This window comes from Nitrosomonas sp. Is37, from assembly GCF_033063275.1.
In the GTDB taxonomy this organism is placed as follows: Bacteria; Pseudomonadota; Gammaproteobacteria; order Burkholderiales; family Nitrosomonadaceae; genus Nitrosomonas.
Map to the genome: position 1 here is coordinate 81,849 of NZ_JAWJYP010000002.1, position 16,126 is coordinate 97,974.

Annotated in this window: 16 protein-coding genes; 13 read left to right on the forward strand and 3 right to left on the reverse strand. The window is 41.5% G+C overall.

Annotated features, from left to right (window positions below):
• The 5 genes from R2Q26_RS01410 (at position 1) to R2Q26_RS01430 (ending at position 4,594) form a co-directional block, all read left to right on the forward strand.
• Positions 1-312: a c-type cytochrome gene (locus R2Q26_RS01410; RefSeq protein WP_317534627.1), complete on the forward strand. Its 312-nt coding sequence runs from the start codon at positions 1-3 to the stop codon at positions 310-312.
• A gap of 269 nt (positions 313-581) precedes the next feature.
• Positions 582-1,046 carry a peptide-methionine (S)-S-oxide reductase MsrA gene (gene msrA / locus R2Q26_RS01415; RefSeq protein ID WP_317534628.1) on the forward strand — a complete coding sequence of 155 codons (465 nt, stop codon included), beginning with the start codon at positions 582-584 and terminating at the stop codon, positions 1,044-1,046.
• Positions 1,047-1,171: 125 nt separating this feature from the next.
• Positions 1,172-1,777 carry a guanylate kinase gene (gene gmk / locus R2Q26_RS01420; protein WP_317534629.1) on the forward strand — a complete coding sequence of 202 codons (606 nt, stop codon included), beginning with the start codon at positions 1,172-1,174 and terminating at the stop codon, positions 1,775-1,777.
• Positions 1,778-1,826: 49 nt separating this feature from the next.
• Complete coding sequence (rpoZ, locus tag R2Q26_RS01425; RefSeq protein WP_090568623.1) at positions 1,827-2,030, forward strand: DNA-directed RNA polymerase subunit omega; 204 nt, start codon at positions 1,827-1,829, stop codon at positions 2,028-2,030.
• 419 nt (positions 2,031-2,449) lie between these two features.
• Positions 2,450-4,594: a bifunctional (p)ppGpp synthetase/guanosine-3',5'-bis(diphosphate) 3'-pyrophosphohydrolase gene (locus R2Q26_RS01430; protein ID WP_317534630.1), complete on the forward strand. Its 2,145-nt coding sequence runs from the start codon at positions 2,450-2,452 to the stop codon at positions 4,592-4,594.
• Positions 4,595-4,652: 58 nt separating this feature from the next.
• Here the strand turns inward: R2Q26_RS01430 and R2Q26_RS01435 are convergent, their stop codons facing one another.
• The 3 genes from R2Q26_RS01435 to argS form a co-directional block, all read right to left on the reverse strand.
• Complete coding sequence (locus R2Q26_RS01435) at positions 4,653-5,294, reverse strand: thiol:disulfide interchange protein DsbA/DsbL (RefSeq protein WP_317534631.1); 642 nt, start codon at positions 5,292-5,294, stop codon at positions 4,653-4,655.
• An 80-nt stretch (positions 5,295-5,374) separates the two neighbouring features.
• The gene (locus R2Q26_RS01440) at positions 5,375-5,986 is read right to left on the reverse strand and encodes an SPOR domain-containing protein (protein ID WP_090568612.1); all 612 of its coding nucleotides are present in this window, start codon (positions 5,984-5,986) and stop codon (positions 5,375-5,377) included.
• 29 nt (positions 5,987-6,015) lie between these two features.
• Positions 6,016-7,767, reverse strand: a complete 1,752-nt coding sequence (gene argS, locus R2Q26_RS01445; RefSeq protein ID WP_317534632.1) for an arginine--tRNA ligase — start codon at positions 7,765-7,767, stop codon at positions 6,016-6,018.
• A 203-nt stretch (positions 7,768-7,970) separates the two neighbouring features.
• Here argS and R2Q26_RS01450 point away from each other — a divergent pair, with 203 nt between their 5' ends.
• The 8 genes from R2Q26_RS01450 (at position 7,971) to R2Q26_RS01485 (ending at position 16,114) form a co-directional block, all read left to right on the forward strand.
• Complete coding sequence (locus R2Q26_RS01450; RefSeq protein ID WP_317534633.1) at positions 7,971-8,639, forward strand: hypothetical protein; 669 nt, start codon at positions 7,971-7,973, stop codon at positions 8,637-8,639.
• A 153-nt stretch (positions 8,640-8,792) separates the two neighbouring features.
• Positions 8,793-9,650, forward strand: coding sequence for a bifunctional methylenetetrahydrofolate dehydrogenase/methenyltetrahydrofolate cyclohydrolase FolD (gene folD, locus R2Q26_RS01455; RefSeq protein WP_317534634.1), 858 nt, complete (start codon positions 8,793-8,795; stop codon positions 9,648-9,650).
• A gap of 41 nt (positions 9,651-9,691) precedes the next feature.
• A complete protein-coding gene (aceE, locus tag R2Q26_RS01460) occupies positions 9,692-12,349 on the forward strand; it encodes a pyruvate dehydrogenase (acetyl-transferring), homodimeric type (protein ID WP_317534635.1) in 2,658 nt (885 codons plus the stop codon).
• 82 nt (positions 12,350-12,431) lie between these two features.
• A complete protein-coding gene (gene aceF / locus R2Q26_RS01465; protein WP_317534636.1) occupies positions 12,432-13,781 on the forward strand; it encodes a dihydrolipoyllysine-residue acetyltransferase in 1,350 nt (449 codons plus the stop codon).
• 87 nt (positions 13,782-13,868) lie between these two features.
• Positions 13,869-14,555: a nicotinate-nucleotide adenylyltransferase gene (gene nadD, locus R2Q26_RS01470; protein ID WP_317534637.1), complete on the forward strand. Its 687-nt coding sequence runs from the start codon at positions 13,869-13,871 to the stop codon at positions 14,553-14,555.
• Positions 14,542-14,895, forward strand: a complete 354-nt coding sequence (gene rsfS / locus R2Q26_RS01475; RefSeq protein WP_317534638.1) for a ribosome silencing factor — start codon at positions 14,542-14,544, stop codon at positions 14,893-14,895. The genes nadD and rsfS overlap by 14 nt, the downstream gene beginning before the upstream one ends.
• Positions 14,896-14,921: 26 nt before the next feature.
• Complete coding sequence (rlmH, locus tag R2Q26_RS01480; RefSeq protein WP_317534639.1) at positions 14,922-15,389, forward strand: 23S rRNA (pseudouridine(1915)-N(3))-methyltransferase RlmH; 468 nt, start codon at positions 14,922-14,924, stop codon at positions 15,387-15,389.
• Positions 15,390-15,490: 101 nt separating this feature from the next.
• Entirely contained in the window at positions 15,491-16,114 is a 624-nt protein-coding gene (locus tag R2Q26_RS01485) for a Maf family protein (protein ID WP_317534640.1), read from the forward strand.
• The last annotated feature ends 12 nt before the right edge of the window (positions 16,115-16,126 follow it).

Consider the following 16,126-nt stretch of genomic DNA (forward strand, 5'->3'; position numbering starts at 1 on the left):
ATGAGAAAAGTTTTGTTAGGTGTAATGGCAGCATCTGCTGTATTGTTGATTAGCAATGTACAAGCAAGTGCTGAATTGGCAAAAAGCAGTGGTTGCCTGAACTGCCACAATGTTGACACCAAATTGGTTGGTCCAGCACTTAAAGATGTTGCTGCAAAATACGCAGGTCAAGCTGATGCAGCTACTTACTTGGCAGGAAAAATTAAAAATGGTAGCAGTGGAGTATGGGGAACCATTCCGATGCCACCTAACGCAAATGTTAGCGATGAAAACGCTAAGACTCTAGCGGAATTTATTCTGACGCTTAAGTAATACGAATCTTGGAGGGAAGGCCGATGCGTGCTAAAGGTGCATCGGCCTATTGTTTTGTCCTGATAAAATACTCTGTATAATCCTAATTTCATTTCTAAATCAAACCTGACTTTGTCGGCTTCTCCGCCGTATTATTTATACTATCTGCGGCTTACCTTCGCGTCATGTTTGATTTGGAAATGGAATAAAAAACCGCTTTTAGGATTATTTTTATTTTGGAATGAGCGGCGTTCGTAGATAGTGTTATCCAAGGAAATATATTTTGGGCTATGGCTATCGAGAAAATTATCTTTGGTGCTGGTTGTTTCTGGGGTGTGGAAGCTACTTTTCGTGGTGTCCATGGTGTAGTTAATGTCACGTCTGGGTATGCCGGTGGCCATACTCGCTTTCCTACTTACCATGATGTTTGCTCAGATCAGACAGGCCACGCAGAAGTTGTGCTGGTAGAATATGATCCTTCGCTGGTTTCTTTTGAAAATTTACTTGATACTTTCTGGCATTGCCATAATCCTACTACCCTTAATCGTCAAGGGCCGGATGAAGGTTCTCAATACCGGTCAGTTATATTTTTTTATGCACCGGAGCAGAAAGCTGCCGCAATAGCTTCACGGGACGCATTGCAGCAAAGCGGGCATTGGCGAGATCCGATCGTAACCGAAATTTTGCCTGCTTCTGAGTTTTATCCTGCGGAAGAATATCACCAACGTTATTTTGAGAAACATGGAGTGCATTAAAATAACTTTAATGGTTTCTCAGATTGAAAACATCATGAAGTGATTAGGCATACTAAATAAATATTGACTCACCTTAATAGAAATTTTCTTCTCAAAATGTAAGGGAAATTCAATATAATCATAATATGAGTAGCTTATTTATAATCAGTGCTCCTTCAGGGGCTGGTAAGACCAGCTTGATCAAAGCATTGCTTCAGGCTCGTATTGGTTTAAATCTATCGATTTCACACACCACTCGCCAACCACGCCCCAATGAAATAAATGGGCAAGATTATTTTTTTATCGATCGAGACACTTTTAATCAAATGTTGGAACGAGGAGAATTTCTTGAAAGTGCAGAAGTTTATGGGAATTTATATGGCACTTCACAACATTGGGTAAAGGAAACGATGGAATCAGGTCAAGATGTTTTGATGGAGATTGACTGTCAGGGAGCGCAGCAGGTACGGCAAATTTTTCCCGAGGCAGTAAGCATTTTTATTTTACCTCCTTCTCTAGCATCGTTAGAAGCTCGTTTGAGACAGCGTGGACAAGATGATCCAGAAACAATTGCGCGGCGTTTAAAGGCAGCCCGAGAAGAAATAAGTCAAGTGAACAAATTTGATTACGTTGTGATCAATAATGAACTGGATGAAGCATTCAAAGATATTTGTTGTATTATTCGAGCAGAGCGCCTCAGAATGAAGCGTCAGCTTGTCAAACAGCATGCACTGTTAGCGCAATTTGCCTAAATAATATTTTTTAGTAAAATTTTTAACGAAAAAAGAAAAGGAATAAATTATGGCTCGTATCACTGTTGATGATTGTTTAAAAATTATTCCCAATCGCTTTGATATGACAATGGCTGCTACTGCTCGGGCAAGGCAGATAGCAATTGGTTCTGCTCCAATGGTAGATGCTGCTCGAGATAAGCCCACTGTCATTGCACTACGTGAATTGGCTAAAGGGAAGGTAGGACTTGAAATTCTTAATACCATCCGTTAAAAGATAAGTAGTAAGAAAATTAAACCATAACAGAAAAAAATTGAAATAATCTATAAGTAACAAATTTTCTGGCGATAGAACGTGTAGTATTATTAAATTGCCTATTAAAATTTTTTAATTTCACTCCTCTGATCTTGCATAATACAAAAATCACTATAAATTCAGGAGTATCCTGGATATATTATGTTGATTTTTATCTCAAACGTATTTGATCAGAAATATTTGTAATTCCAACATCGTAGTTGCAATTACAGAAAAAAATCCATTTCCAAATCAAACATGACGCGGAGACGAGCTGCAAACAGTATAAATAATACGGCAAGAAGAAGTCGATAAAGTCAGGCTTGATTTAGAAATGGAATAATCTGCTATTTGTAAAATAAAGTTGAATTAGCACCGCGAAAAATTGGGAAATGCTTATGTCAGAGTTTTCATTATCGAACTCTCATGTAATAACGTCTGGAGCTGAGTCGTTATTTTCTGAGGTATCGAAATATTTTAAGCCTGAAGATCTAGCTTTACTCAAGAATGCGTATTTTTTCAGTCATGGTGCCCATTCTGGGCAATTCCGTATGACTGGGGAACCTTATATTTCTCATCCCGTGACGGTTGCTCATATCCTTTGTGAACTCCATCTAGATGTAATCACGCTTGCTGCTGCATTATTACATGACGTTGTTGAAGATACGACTATCTCCAAGGAAGAAATTGCCGAAAGATTTGGCGTATCAGTTGCAGAGCTGGTAGATGGCGTCTCTAAATTGAAGAAGATTGAATTCCAGACCCAAGCTGATGCACAAGCTGAAAATTTCCGTAAGATGTTATTAGCTATGGCGCATGATGTAAGGGTTATCCTTATTAAATTGGCTGACCGCTTACATAATATGCGCACGCTGGAAGTTATGCGTCCTGAAAAGCAGCGTCGCATCGCACGGGAGACTTTGGAGATATATGCGCCTATTGCACATCGCTTGGGTTTAAACAGTATTTACCAAGAATTGCTGGAGCTTAGCTTTCGTTATTTCTATCCCAATCGTTACAAGGTGCTGGTGAAAGCAACTAAAGCAGCTCGTGGCAACCGTCGCGAAGTAGTGGGCAAAATTCTTGAAGCGATAAAAAATCGACTTAAAGATGCCGGTGTAGATGCCATTGTAACCGGGAGAGAGAAGCATCTTTATAGTATCTATAAAAAAATGCTTGAGAAGCATCTGAGCTTCTCGGAGGTGCTGGATATTTATGGCTTTCGTGTGTTAGTGAGGGATATTCCTTCGTGTTATCTGGCATTAGGCGCCTTACATAGTTTGTATAAACCCATCCCTGGTAAATTTAAGGATTATATTGCGATTCCTAAGCTTAATGGCTATCAATCGCTTCATAATACATTGCTGGGGCCTTATGGTTTGCCAATAGAAATACAAATTCGAACCTATGAGATGCATCGGATTGCTGAAATGGGCGTAGCTTCCCATTGGCTCTATAAAAGCAATGGTGCAGAGGTGAATGAGCTGCATCTAAAAACAAATCAGTGGCTAAAAAGCTTACTGGAAACCTTAAGCGATTCTTCCGATTCAATTGAGTTTCTGGAGCATCTCAAGGTCGATCTGTTTCCTGGTGAGGTCTATGTGTTCACGCCCCAAGGAAAAATACTTGAGTTACCAAGAGGTTCTACAGTAGTTGATTTTGCTTATGCGATACATACAGATGTGGGTAATTGTTGTGTTGCAGCAAAAATTAACGGAGAGAATGTGCCATTGCGTACTGAATTAATGAATGGCGATCGTGTTGAGATTGTAACTGCGCCCAATGCTAACCCCAATCCTGCCTGGCTCTCTTATGTTGCTACAGCAAGAGCGCGTTCAAGCATTCGTTATTTTCTTAGAACCATTCAATATGACGAGTCAGTAAAATTAGGTGAGCGTTTACTCAATCAAGCTCTATCCTCATTTGGGATCAACCCTGATTCTATCACTGACACACAATGGGAGAGACTTGTCAGGGACAGCGGTGCTAAGTCAAAAAAAGCCTTGCTTGCCGATATCACCTTAGGAAAACAACTTTCAGCCGTCGTTGCTAAGCGTTTAGCGGTACCTGGAGAATCAATATCTGAAGTCCCTGGCGCCAGTAATCCCGTTGTGATTCTTGGGACGGAAGGTATGACAGTACAGTTTGCTCGATGCTGTTACCCTATTCCTGGGGATACGATTGTTGGGTTGATTAAAAAAGATCAGGGATTAGTGATTCATGTCCATGATTGTCCAGTTGTGATGAGAATTCAGAGAAAATCCGAGAATGTATTGGATGTGACATGGGGCAAAGATATATCTAGAACTTTTGAAGTAGTCATTAACATGACAGTGGTAAATCAACGTGGTGTACTTGCTAGAGTCGCCGCAGAAATTGCTAGGGCTGATTCGAATATCGATGATGTCACTATGGAAAGCGATAAAGATTACACCATGATGCACTTCATTTTGCAGGCTAGGAATCGCCGTCATCTTGCTCAAATCATGCGAGGTTTGAGGCATATTCAGGAAGTTGTGAAACTTGGCCGAGCGAAGAATTAGGCGTGTATTGCCTAAAAAGCTCAGCAAGCAATCATTCTATAATGGTTTTTAGAATAGTTTAATTCGAAGCTCGCTCCTTCCGCGCTTTGTCAATTAATTCATTCAATACCTGAATCGTGTCGCGCGGTGTACCGCTCATCTTTCCACTAGTTAAATATTTTCCTTCAACCACTAAAGCCGGTACACCGGTTAATTTATATTGTCTTGTCATTTGTGAAATCTTTGCTACTTGATTTTGAACGGAAAAAGAATTATAGGCATTGATAAATTTTTCGCGCTCAATTCCTTGTTTTTCAATCCAATCAAATAGTACAGCTTCCTTCGACAAATCAATTTTGTCACGATGAATAGCTTTGTATACCTTATCGTGAAGTTCTTTTGTAATACCTAACACTTCCATCGCATAGAAAGTTTTTGCTGCAGGTGTCCAATTAGCACGGAAAATTGCTGGAATATATCGAAATTTCACATCCTTGGGAGCATTCTTGCGCCAATTATCTATATATGGATGTAATTCATAGCAATGCGGGCAGCCGTACCAGAAAAACTCAATGACTTCAATATTTCGTTGATCTTCAGTTGGCTGAGGATTCGCGAGAACAATATAATCGCGTCCTTCAATGATTTCTGCATGTGCAAGCAACATCCCTGAGAGACTAAGGGTAATGAATGTTAGGAAAAATTTAAAGAATTTATTCATATTTTATTTTGCTCTTCTATAAGTTGTTTAGCTAACTACTACCCAGTAATTAAGTTTACTCAATCAGGATTGCTATATTGCTATGGTGTTTTCTTGGGAGCTCTGACAAAACTGGCTTCTATTCCATTTTCTTGCAATGAAGCGCGTATTTGATCAATTTCAGTGATTTTTGCGTAAGGGCCTATACGAACTCTATATCGCGTACCTTTGTCAGAAGATTCTGCCGTTTGAACAGAAGCAATCACGCCGAGTAATGCCAGTTCTGCTTTCATTCTTTCCGCTTCACCTGAGTTTTTGTACGAGCCAATCTGTAGGAAATAATTACTTGCCGAGCTCGCATCATTTGTTACGGGAGGAGGTGACTGCTTCACTCCTTGACCGAATGGTTCTTCGGCTAAAGGCTCCTCTATGCCTGGGAGTATATTATAGAAATCAAAGCGAGGCTTATTCGCACTTACCTGATCAATTTCCTTGTTAACGCTATCATTCTGTGAGTTTTTGGCAATACTTTCGTGAGGTTTAGTTTTGGCTGATTTTTCTTCAGTTAGGAACGGGCTTGGAGCTTGATTGATTAATGCCCATACACCTATTGCGCTTGCTATGCCAAGCGCATATCCGATAAAGAGTCCTAGAATAAGTGAACCACTGCTTTTTGCGGTTGCCATACCCTTGGATTTGTAGTCTCTGCTCATGAAAATTCCTATACTATATATGATTTCTGCTACATTTTGCTGGGAGCGGTTACTCCTAATAATTTCAACCCATTTGCTAGCACCTGCTTAATAGCTGCAATCAATGCTAGTCTCGCTAGTTTAAGTAATTGTTCTGGCACGAGAAAGCGAGTTGAATTATAATAACTATGGAATTCGCTAGCTAATTCCTTAAGATAGAAAGCAATCAGGTGAGGAGCGCGTTCCCTTGCCGCTGCTTCCACTATATCTGGGTAATCGATTAATTTTTGCAGAAGCATTAGTTCTGACTGGTTCGTCAACGAATCGGTATCAGCCATCGAGAGTGTGGTTTCATCTTCCCCCCATTGCATGAGTACACTATTTATGCGTGCATGGGCATACTGCACATAATATACTGGATTATCAGTGGATTGTGATTTTGCAAGATCCAAGTCAAAGTCCAAATGTTGATCGCTTTTACGTAATACATAAAAGAACCGTGCCGCATCATTGCCAACTTCTTGACGTAATTCCCGTAGTGAAACAAATTCTCCAGAGCGGGTAGACATAGAAATTTTTTTGCCATCCCGATAGAGCACAGCAAATTGAACCAAAGCAATCTCAAGTTTATCGGGATCAAGCGCTAATGCTTCAATTGCACCTTTTACTCGCGCAATATAACCGTGATGATCTGCTCCCCACACATTGATGATATAAGCAAAATTACGCTCAAATTTGTTGAGATGATAGGCTATATCGGAAGCAAAATAAGTATATTGCCCATTTTCGCGTTGTACTACACGATCTTTTTCATCTCCAAAAGAAGTAGAGCGAAACCAAGTAGCACCGTCTTGCTTATACAAAGTATTTTTTTCATCAAGTAATTGAGTAGCACGCGCAACCATGCCGTTGTCAAATAGCGATTGTTCTGAAAACCAGGTATCAAACTCCACACCAAATTCCATTAAATCATTGCGACAATCGCCTAGTTGTTCAGTCAGCACAAAATTGTGGATATAGGCGTAATCTTCTCCTAGCATTTTTTTTGCTATAGCGATCAACTGATCCAGGTGTTCATCAGCTGCAAGCTTTGTTTCAACTGGGACGAGTGTCTGTAATATTAAATTAGATTGGTGAACATAGCGATTACCATGCGCACTATGAATTAACTTGGCCATGTCAGTTACATAGATGCCTTGATAGGCATTTTCGGGAAAAGGAAAGGTATATCCACATAGCTCAAGGTAACGTAGCCAGGTAGAGAGTGCCAATATATCCATCTGTCTACCTGCATCATTAACATAATACTCTCGAGTGACAGAATAACCATTGGCGGCCATGATGTTTGCCAAGCTAGCGCCATAGGCTGCACCACGCCCATGCCCAACATGTAGAGGTCCAGTAGGATTGGCAGAAACAAACTCAACCTGAATTTCTTTTCCTTTTCCTAAATTATTATGGCCAAATTTATCACCCTGTTGTAACACACCAGATAAAAACTGCTGTTTTGCTGAAACTTTCAAAAAGAGATTAATAAAACCACTGCCTGCGATTTCAGCTTTTTCCAGATAAGGGGAATCAGGTAACGCATCAATAAGTGCTGTTGCAATTTCACGCGGATTTTTGTGTAAATACCTGGTTAATTGCATTGCCAGATTACTTGAATAATCACCATGATTAGCTTGCTTGGGGCGCACTAATTCAATATTAATTTCGTAATTTTGAGGAAGAATCTTTTTGGTGGCCAGGAGCAGTAATTGGGAGAGATGGGATTTATAATTACATTGAGTTGATACTGTCATGATGAGAAAATCAATTTAATAAGGCGCTATTATAACGAGGAAGAGGCAAGCCAAGTCTATAGTATTAATAGTTTGTACCCTAGGTAGTAGTAACTATTTACTATTTAATTTGCGTATCTCCTATTTTCTGGGTTTTAGTGTTCGCTAGCAGGTTATAATGTGTTAGGTTATAAATTTTCCTCGGAAAAATAAAGGTTATAAGCATGAATGATTCAATGGTCAATCAAGAAGCGGTAACACTAGATGATTGCATTCAGCATGCGAAAGAAGTGCTGAATGAACAGATCTCGCATATCAAGCGCAAACGCTATGATTTTGCTCCTCAATTCAAGGAAATGACAATCCAGCTTTATCTGGTCGGAGTGATGTGGCAGTTCTATGAAATGCATGATTCTGCGGAAATAGCTCGTGAGAAAGCTTTCTCAACCCTATGTTCAATGATGATTAAGGATGGCATCAAACCTAAGCGAGCACAAAAACAAGTAGACTTTCTAAAGAAAATGTCTAGTCTGGAAGACGGGGATGATGCTTTGGCGATAGCAATTGGTTATGAATCAAAACCGGGAGATGAGAGTTTGGCTGAGATTTTTGATCATTATGTTGATGAGGTTGGAGTTTCTGGTTCTTTATGGCGACATTATGATCTAGGGAAGAAAATCATATTATTTGGTGGATTATTGACGGGCTTTGCCGGAGTATGGTTTGTCACCCTTTTTATGCCTGAAAGTAGCGATATTTTTATTTTAGCTTCTGGCTTACTGACAGCATTTCTTTTTGTATTTTCAGTGTCTCTGATCGGCTTGCTGATTTATCGGATTAAGTTCAAGAAAAGAAAACATTCGGAAACAACAGCTGCTGCAAAAGTAAAATGATATGAATTCTTAAGCATTCATTTTAATTTTCAGATAAGAATTAGCATCGTGTATTATCCAAATTTCTATCAAAGCAAGTACAGCTGCAATGGTTGTGAGCTAAAAGATATCTTTTTGCGCAAGTATTCAATTTAGCCTATTTCTTATAAAGTAATGAATGCTGATATCCTTGACGGCAAAGTAATTGCGAGTAAAATCCGTACAGAATTAAAATTACGCGCTGAGAATCTTGCAAAGCATGGAATGCAGCCTGGTTTGGCTGTTATTCTAGTAGGCGATGACCCAGCTTCTGCTATTTACGTGCGTAATAAGGCCAAAGCCTGTAGAGAATCAGGAATGCGCTCTGAGGTTTACAATTTTCCTGGTAAGACATCTCAAGAGACCGTGCTTCAGCAGATTCATGCATTGAATGCAAATCCCGAGATTCACGGAATTTTAGTGCAGTTACCTTTGCCACCACACTTTGAGAGTCATCGAATTATTGCTGCCATCGCGATTGAGAAAGACGTGGATGGATTCCATCCTTGTAACGTCGGCGCACTCGCAACAGGCAATGCTTTGTTTTTTCCCTGTACACCTTATGGTGTCATGATGATGTTAAAAGAGCGAGATGTGCTAATCGAGGGACAGCATGCAGTCGTTGTAGGGCGCAGTAATATTGTGGGTAAACCTATGGCATTGATGCTTCTGGAGAAAGGGGCTACAGTCACTATTTGTAGTTCTAAAACAAGAGATTTGGCGGAACATACCCGGAGTGCGGATATTTTAGTAGTGGCTACCGGGAAACCGCGTATGATTACTGCCGAAATGGTCAAGTCAGGCGCAACTGTGATTGATGTTGGGATTAACCGGATGGATGATGGGACATTATGCGGTGATGTGGATTTTACTTCGGTAAAAGAAAAAGCCAGCCATATTACACCCGTTCCGGGAGGGGTTGGGCCTATGACGATTACCATGTTAATGAGTAATACCATTGAAGCAGCTGAGCGCGCCAGGGCGGCTACGTAATTTTTGTCTAAAACTGACCAGTATATTATTTCCAAACCATTATGAATTCACAGGATATTGATCCACAGGAAACACAGGAATGGCTGGAGGCATTGGAGTCTGTTCTTGTCAATGAAGGGGCGGAGCGCGCTCATTATTTATTGGAGAAATTGGTTGAAAAAGCGCGGCGTTCTGGTGCATATCTTCCTTATAGTGCCAATACGGCTTATATCAACACGATCCCAGTAGGTAAAGAGGAGCGTTCGCCCGGGGATCATGCCATAGAGCATCGTATTCGTTCTTATGTACGCTGGAATGCTCTGGCGATGGTTGCGCGCGCTAATCGAAATACAAATGTGGGAGGACATATCGCCAGTTTTGCCTCAGCAGCGACCTTATATGATGTTGGTTACAATCATTTCTGGCGAGCAGCGAACGAGCAGAGAGGAGGTGATCTCGTTTATGTTCAAGGGCATTCATCTCCGGGAATTTATGCCTATGCATTTCTGCATGGGGTATTAACTGAGGAGCAACTTGATAATTTCCGTCAGGAAATAGGCGGAAAAGGATTGTCATCTTATCCCCATCCCTGGTTGATGCCAGATTTCTGGCAATTTCCAACCGTCTCAATGGGATTGGGACCACACATGGCAATTTATCAGGCACGATTTATGAAATACCTGGATAGTCGCCAATTAGCCAGCACCGAAGGTCGCAAAGTCTGGGCTTTCACGGGTGATGGTGAAATGGATGAACCTGAGTCGCTAGGAGCAATTTCACTTGCTTCACGCGAAAATCTGGATAACCTGATTTTTGTGGTGAACTGTAACCTCCAACGTCTTGATGGTCCTGTCAGGGGTAACAGCAAAATCATACAGGAATTAGAGGCAACATTTAGAGGAGCAGGCTGGAATGTTATCAAAGTAATTTGGGGTTCCTATTGGGATCCTCTTCTGGCAAAAGATACTAAAGGGCTTCTTCAGCAACGCATGATGGAATGTGTGGATGGAGAGTATCAAACTTTCAAAGCGCGAGACGGTGCTTATGTCAGAAAGCATTTTTTTGGTAAATACCCTGAGTTACTCGAAATGGTTGCTAATATGTCAGATGATGATATTTGGCGGTTAAATCGGGGTGGGCATGATCCGCATAAGGTTTATGCTGCATATGCTGCTGCAGTCAAGCATCGAGGGCAGCCTACCGTGATACTTGCCAAGACTGTCAAGGGGTACGGTATGGGTGAGTCGGGCGAGGCACAGAATATTACTCATCAGCAGAAGAAAATGGGCACGACCTCACTCAAGGCATTTCGTGATCGATTTGGTCTGCCTGTGCCGGATGACAAAATCGACGAGATTCCCTACCTTAAATTTGACAAGGATTCGCCGGAATTTACTTATATGCAAGCCCGACGTAAGGCCTTGGGTAAGTTTTTACATCATCGTCGACGAAAGGCAGAAGCCTTGCAAACGCCCCCTTTGTCAGCATTTGAAACTTTACTGAAAGGTAGTGGTGAAGGACGAGAATCTTCTACTACAATGGCATTTGTGCGTATTCTTAATATTCTGACCAAGGATAAAAATATCAGTAAACATATCGTACCTATCGTCGCGGATGAGTCACGAACGTTTGGTATGGAAGGAATGTTTCGCCAACTCGCTATCTGGTCATCAATAGGACAACTTTATATCCCCGAGGATGCTGATCAGCTTATGTTTTACAAAGAGGATAAGCATGGTCAGATTCTCCAGGAAGGTATCAACGAAGCTGGAGCCATGTCTTCCTGGATTGCAGCAGCCACTGCATACAGCACACATGGTGTGCAGATGATTCCTTTTTATATTTATTATTCTATGTTCGGCTTTCAGCGTGTCGGAGATCTTATTTGGGCTGCGGGTGATATGCGCTGTCGTGGTTTTCTGCTAGGTGCCACAGCTGGGCGAACCACATTAAATGGCGAAGGTCTGCAGCATGAAGATGGCCATAGTCATCTTGCTGCTTCTACTATTCCAAACTGCATATCTTATGATCCTACTTATGCCTATGAACTAGCGGTAATCATTCAAGATGGCTTGCGGCGCATGTATCAAGAACAGGAAGATGTGTTTTACTATATTACTGTGATGAATGAAAATTACGCTCAACCTGATCTTCCTAAAGGGGTTGAGCAAGGTATATTGAAAGGAATTTATTTGCTTAGGGAAGGCAGTAAGCGTAGTAAAGGAGCACGAATACAACTGCTTGGTTCAGGGACGATATTGCGTGAAGTTATTGCAGCAGCAGACATTTTGCAAAAAGAATACGATGTTGTCGCAGATATTTGGAGTGTCACAAGCTTCACTGAATTGCGTCGTGAAGCACTCAGTATTGCGCGCTGGAATATGTTGCACCCAACTGAACCTGCTAAATTATCCTATGTTGAAACTTGTTTGAAAGATCGCGAAGGACCTGTGGTGGCTGCAACTGATTATATGAAGATCTATGCAGATCAGATACGCGCATTCATTCCAAAGCGCTATTGTGTGCTGGGTACGGATGGGTTTGGGCGTTCTGATACGCGCGAGAAACTCAGACATTTTTTCGAAGTGGATCGCTATTACATTGCGGTTGCGGCACTTAAGGTCTTATCAGAAGAAGGCAAGGTCCCGGCAAAACAGGTCGCGCAGGCAATCAAAGCGTTTGGTATCGACCCGGATAAGCCAGATCCCGTTACCCAATAGACGGCGAGTATATTTAAATACCCAAGAAAGTAATCATTTTGTGGTTGATAGATATAGATTGAATGTAAACTGAGGAAAGCGTGTGAGCGAAATTAAAAAGGTACAGATTCCTGATATTGGCGACTTTAAGGATGTGCCAGTCATAGAAATACTCGTCAAAGCCGGTGATACCATCAAGGCTGAGGATTCGCTTATTACGCTGGAATCAGATAAGGCTACAATTGAAGTTCCTTCGCCTTATTCCGGTACTGTCAAGGAAATTAGTATCAAAGTGGGTGATAAGGTTTCTGAAGGCTCTGAAATTCTTGTCATGGAAGTAGCTCCTTCTGAAGAAGAGAGTAAGGTTATGACTACTGAGGCTGTTCGGGCTGAAGAAATAGCAAGTATCAGTGAGACTGTGAGCACTAAACCTGAAATCGCACTTGAAGTTACTTCCCCAAGTCAAGAAATCTATCAGAGCAAGCCACTACAGCTGCCTGCACAGTTTGCAGAAGTGAATCAGTCCAAGCTTATTACTGCGGGCATGCCCCATGCGGGTCCATCAGTTAGACGTTTTGCTAGGGAATTGGGTGTGGATTTAAGCAAGATTGTTGGAAGCGGCCCAAAACAGCGGATACTGAAGGAAGATATCCAGGCTTTTGTCAAACGAGAGTTGATGAAATTACAAAAGCCAGGGCTAGGTGGTGGGCTTGATTTATTACCATGGCCTCAGGTCGATTTTGCAAAATTTGGACCCATTGAATCAAAGCCGATAACTCGTATTAAGCAAATTTCAGGCGCTAATCTGCATCGTAATTGGGTCATGATTCCACATGTGACCCAGTTTGACGAGGCTGATATTACGGATCTAGAGGCGCTCAGAAAAGAATATAACGAAAGTCATCGGAAGAATGGAATCAAACTAACCATACTTGCTTTCCTCATGAAAGCCGTAACTACAGCATTAAAAAAATATCCCGAGTTTAACGCCTCACTGGATAGGAGTAATGAAGAATTCTTTCTGATACTTAAACGCTATTATCACCTAGGATTCGCGGTAGATACGCTCAATGGTCTTGTCGTACCTGTTATTCGCGATGCTGATCAGAAAGGTGTGATTGTGATAGCTGATGAGCTAGGGAGACTTTCTTCACTTGCGCGCGAAGGAAAATTAAAACCGACTGATATGCAAGGGGCTAGTTTTACTATTTCTAGCCTTGGCGGAATAGGTGGTACAGCCTTTACACCTATTATCAATGCTCCTGAAGTTGCAATCTTGGGAGTCTCGCGAGCAAGCTTGAAGCCAATTTATCGTAATGGAGAGTTCATTCCTCGTCTGATTCTTCCTCTGTCGCTATCTTATGATCACAGAGTGATTGATGGTGCATCGGCTGCTCGTTTTACTTCACATTTGGCGAATATATTGGCAGATATGCGTCTTGCATTATTTTGATAATTTCTGATATGGTCATAAAATAGCATTATTCTGCTAATAGTGCGTATTTCTCAACATTTCTTCCTCTGAATTACTTCTTAAACGATGTCTGATGATCCGTTCTCCCTAATCGGAATTTATGGAGGGACATTTGATCCAGTGCATTTTGGACATTTAAGGGTTGCAGAAGAGCTTGTTGAAATTTTACAACTGGATGAAGTTCGTTTTCTTCCTGCAGGGCGTCCACGCTTGCGGAATGAACCAGTTGCTTCGCAGCATCACCGTAAGGTCATGCTTCATGAAGCTATTCGTGATAACAGAAGATTTTTTCTAGATGATCGAGAGCTCAGGCGTTCTGAAGAAAGTTATAGTGTGGAATCGCTGCGTGAGTTAAGAGATGAATTCATAGGAGAAAAGGTAGCATTCTGTTTTATTATTGGAGTAGACGCATTCCTGAAGCTGCCAGATTGGCATCTTTGGCGTGAGTTGTTTGAATTAAGTCATTTGGTAATCGTCAATCGTCCAGGTCATATTTCTGTTATGAATCAAGCGTGTTTACCACCGAAGTTACGAGATGCATGCTTAGATCGCTGGACAGATGATGTAAACGCCTTGAGGCGTGTATCATCCGGGTTTGTTTTTACAGCCGTGACCACATTATTGGATATTTCTTCAACAACCATCAGAACCTATATCGCAGCAGGAAAAAGTGCACGTTATCTGCTTCCCGATAATGTATTGAATTATATTGGCACACATCATGTTTACACGAGGAAAAATGAAAACAGATGAGCTATTAAGGGTAGTCATTGCTGCATTAGAAGATTTGAAGGCGCAAGATATTCTTGTATTGGAAGCGGGGAAGATTACCTCATTATTTGATTACATGATCATTGCTAGCGGAACTTCAACCCGCCAGACCAAAGCGTTAGCTCATCATGTGCAGGAAAAAGTAAAAACCGCGGGAGGTAAAGTCTATAGTATCGAAGGCGAGCAAGCTGGCGAATGGTTATTGGTGGATTTAGGCGATGTCGTTGTGCATATCATGCAACCCGCCATTCGTGAATACTACGATTTGGAATCGTTATGGGCAGAGTCCAGCGCAGTCAAGGAAAAAAATTCCTTGAGGTAATATGAGAGGGCAAGCGCATCTAAATAATGAAACTCTATATCCTAGCCGTAGGGAATAAAATGCCCGATTGGGTGGTTGCCGGCTTTATGAAATATACCCAACGCATGCCAAGGGAAATACCCATTCATCTGATCGAAATTAAACCAGAGAAACGAGGCAGTAAGCAAAACGAACAGTTGTTATTTGCTGAGAGCGAACGTATCCAGGCGGCAATACCATCGACTTGTTACATTGTTGCCATGGATGAGCAAGGTAAACAATTCACTACAATCCAGTTAGCTGAGACATTGGTTGACTGGATGAGAAATGGTAGAGATATTGCATTTATTATTGGGGGTGCAGATGGATTGCATCGTAATATCAAGAGTATGGCTAATGAAATGCTGGCACTTTCAAGACTTACGCTTCCCCATGGTTTAGTACGTGTATTATTGGCAGAGCAACTTTATCGAGCTTTATCAATTATCAGGCAGCATCCTTACCATCGTATGTAGCTTGCGGTAGATTGTTTCTAAGTTGTAGCGAGTCTACTGTCTAAAAGAAGTTATTAAAAAATAAACTGAAATAAACACTCACTCTATAAACTTTAAACATTATGACGCTTGCTGGAAATTATATCTATCTGGCTTCTCGTAGTCCCCGTAGAAGGGAGCTGCTGAAACAAATTGGGGTAAGGCACAGCGTGTTGCTCATGCGAGAAACTGCATCTCGGGCTGTTGATATTGATGAGACACCCCTTCTGAACGAATCTCCAACTGATTATGTTTATCGTATTACTCATGCCAAGGCGGAGGCAGGGAGGTTACGTCTGATACAACGCAAGTTGCCATTGTTTCCTGTCTTAGCTGCTGATACGATCGTTGCATTGGATGGATGTATTTTCGGGAAACCCAGAGATGCCGCTCATGCCGAGGAGATGTTGGCTGCACTTTCGGGCAGAACGCATCAGGTATTGACTGCTATCGCTCTGAATCTGCAGGGTAATATCAAAAATCGTTTGTCAATCACTACAGTGCGGTTTCGCGATATTGGTAAACGAGAGATTCAAGCATGTATTGCAAGTGGTGAGGCTTTTGATAAAGCAGGGGCTTATGCAATCCAAGGTATGGCAGCTGCATTTATTGTTGAGATTTTTGGTAGTTATAGTGGAGTCATGGGGCTACCATTATTTGAGACGGCTCAATTACTGGAAGAGTCAGGAATAAAAGTATTTTCCTGAGAACCAGGAAAT

Bases quoted from the DNA above. Each gene is read 5' to 3' on its own strand.
- R2Q26_RS01410 (WP_317534627.1), top strand. From the start codon at position 1: ATGAGAAAAGTTTTGTTAGGTGTAATGGCAGCATCTGCTGTATTGTTG.
- msrA (WP_317534628.1), top strand. From the start codon at position 582: ATGGCTATCGAGAAAATTATCTTTGGTGCTGGTTGTTTCTGGGGTGTG.
- gmk (WP_317534629.1), top strand. From the start codon at position 1,172: ATGAGTAGCTTATTTATAATCAGTGCTCCTTCAGGGGCTGGTAAGACC.
- rpoZ (WP_090568623.1), top strand. From the start codon at position 1,827: ATGGCTCGTATCACTGTTGATGATTGTTTAAAAATTATTCCCAATCGC.
- R2Q26_RS01430 (WP_317534630.1), top strand. From the start codon at position 2,450: ATGTCAGAGTTTTCATTATCGAACTCTCATGTAATAACGTCTGGAGCT.
- R2Q26_RS01435 (WP_317534631.1), bottom strand. From the start codon at position 5,294: ATGAATAAATTCTTTAAATTTTTCCTAACATTCATTACCCTTAGTCTC.
- R2Q26_RS01440 (WP_090568612.1), bottom strand. From the start codon at position 5,986: ATGAGCAGAGACTACAAATCCAAGGGTATGGCAACCGCAAAAAGCAGT.
- argS (WP_317534632.1), bottom strand. From the start codon at position 7,767: ATGACAGTATCAACTCAATGTAATTATAAATCCCATCTCTCCCAATTA.
- R2Q26_RS01450 (WP_317534633.1), top strand. From the start codon at position 7,971: ATGAATGATTCAATGGTCAATCAAGAAGCGGTAACACTAGATGATTGC.
- folD (WP_317534634.1), top strand. From the start codon at position 8,793: ATGAATGCTGATATCCTTGACGGCAAAGTAATTGCGAGTAAAATCCGT.
- aceE (WP_317534635.1), top strand. From the start codon at position 9,692: ATGAATTCACAGGATATTGATCCACAGGAAACACAGGAATGGCTGGAG.
- nadD (WP_317534637.1), top strand. From the start codon at position 13,869: ATGTCTGATGATCCGTTCTCCCTAATCGGAATTTATGGAGGGACATTT.
- rsfS (WP_317534638.1), top strand. From the start codon at position 14,542: ATGAAAACAGATGAGCTATTAAGGGTAGTCATTGCTGCATTAGAAGAT.
- rlmH (WP_317534639.1), top strand. From the start codon at position 14,922: ATGAAACTCTATATCCTAGCCGTAGGGAATAAAATGCCCGATTGGGTG.
- R2Q26_RS01485 (WP_317534640.1), top strand. From the start codon at position 15,491: ATGACGCTTGCTGGAAATTATATCTATCTGGCTTCTCGTAGTCCCCGT.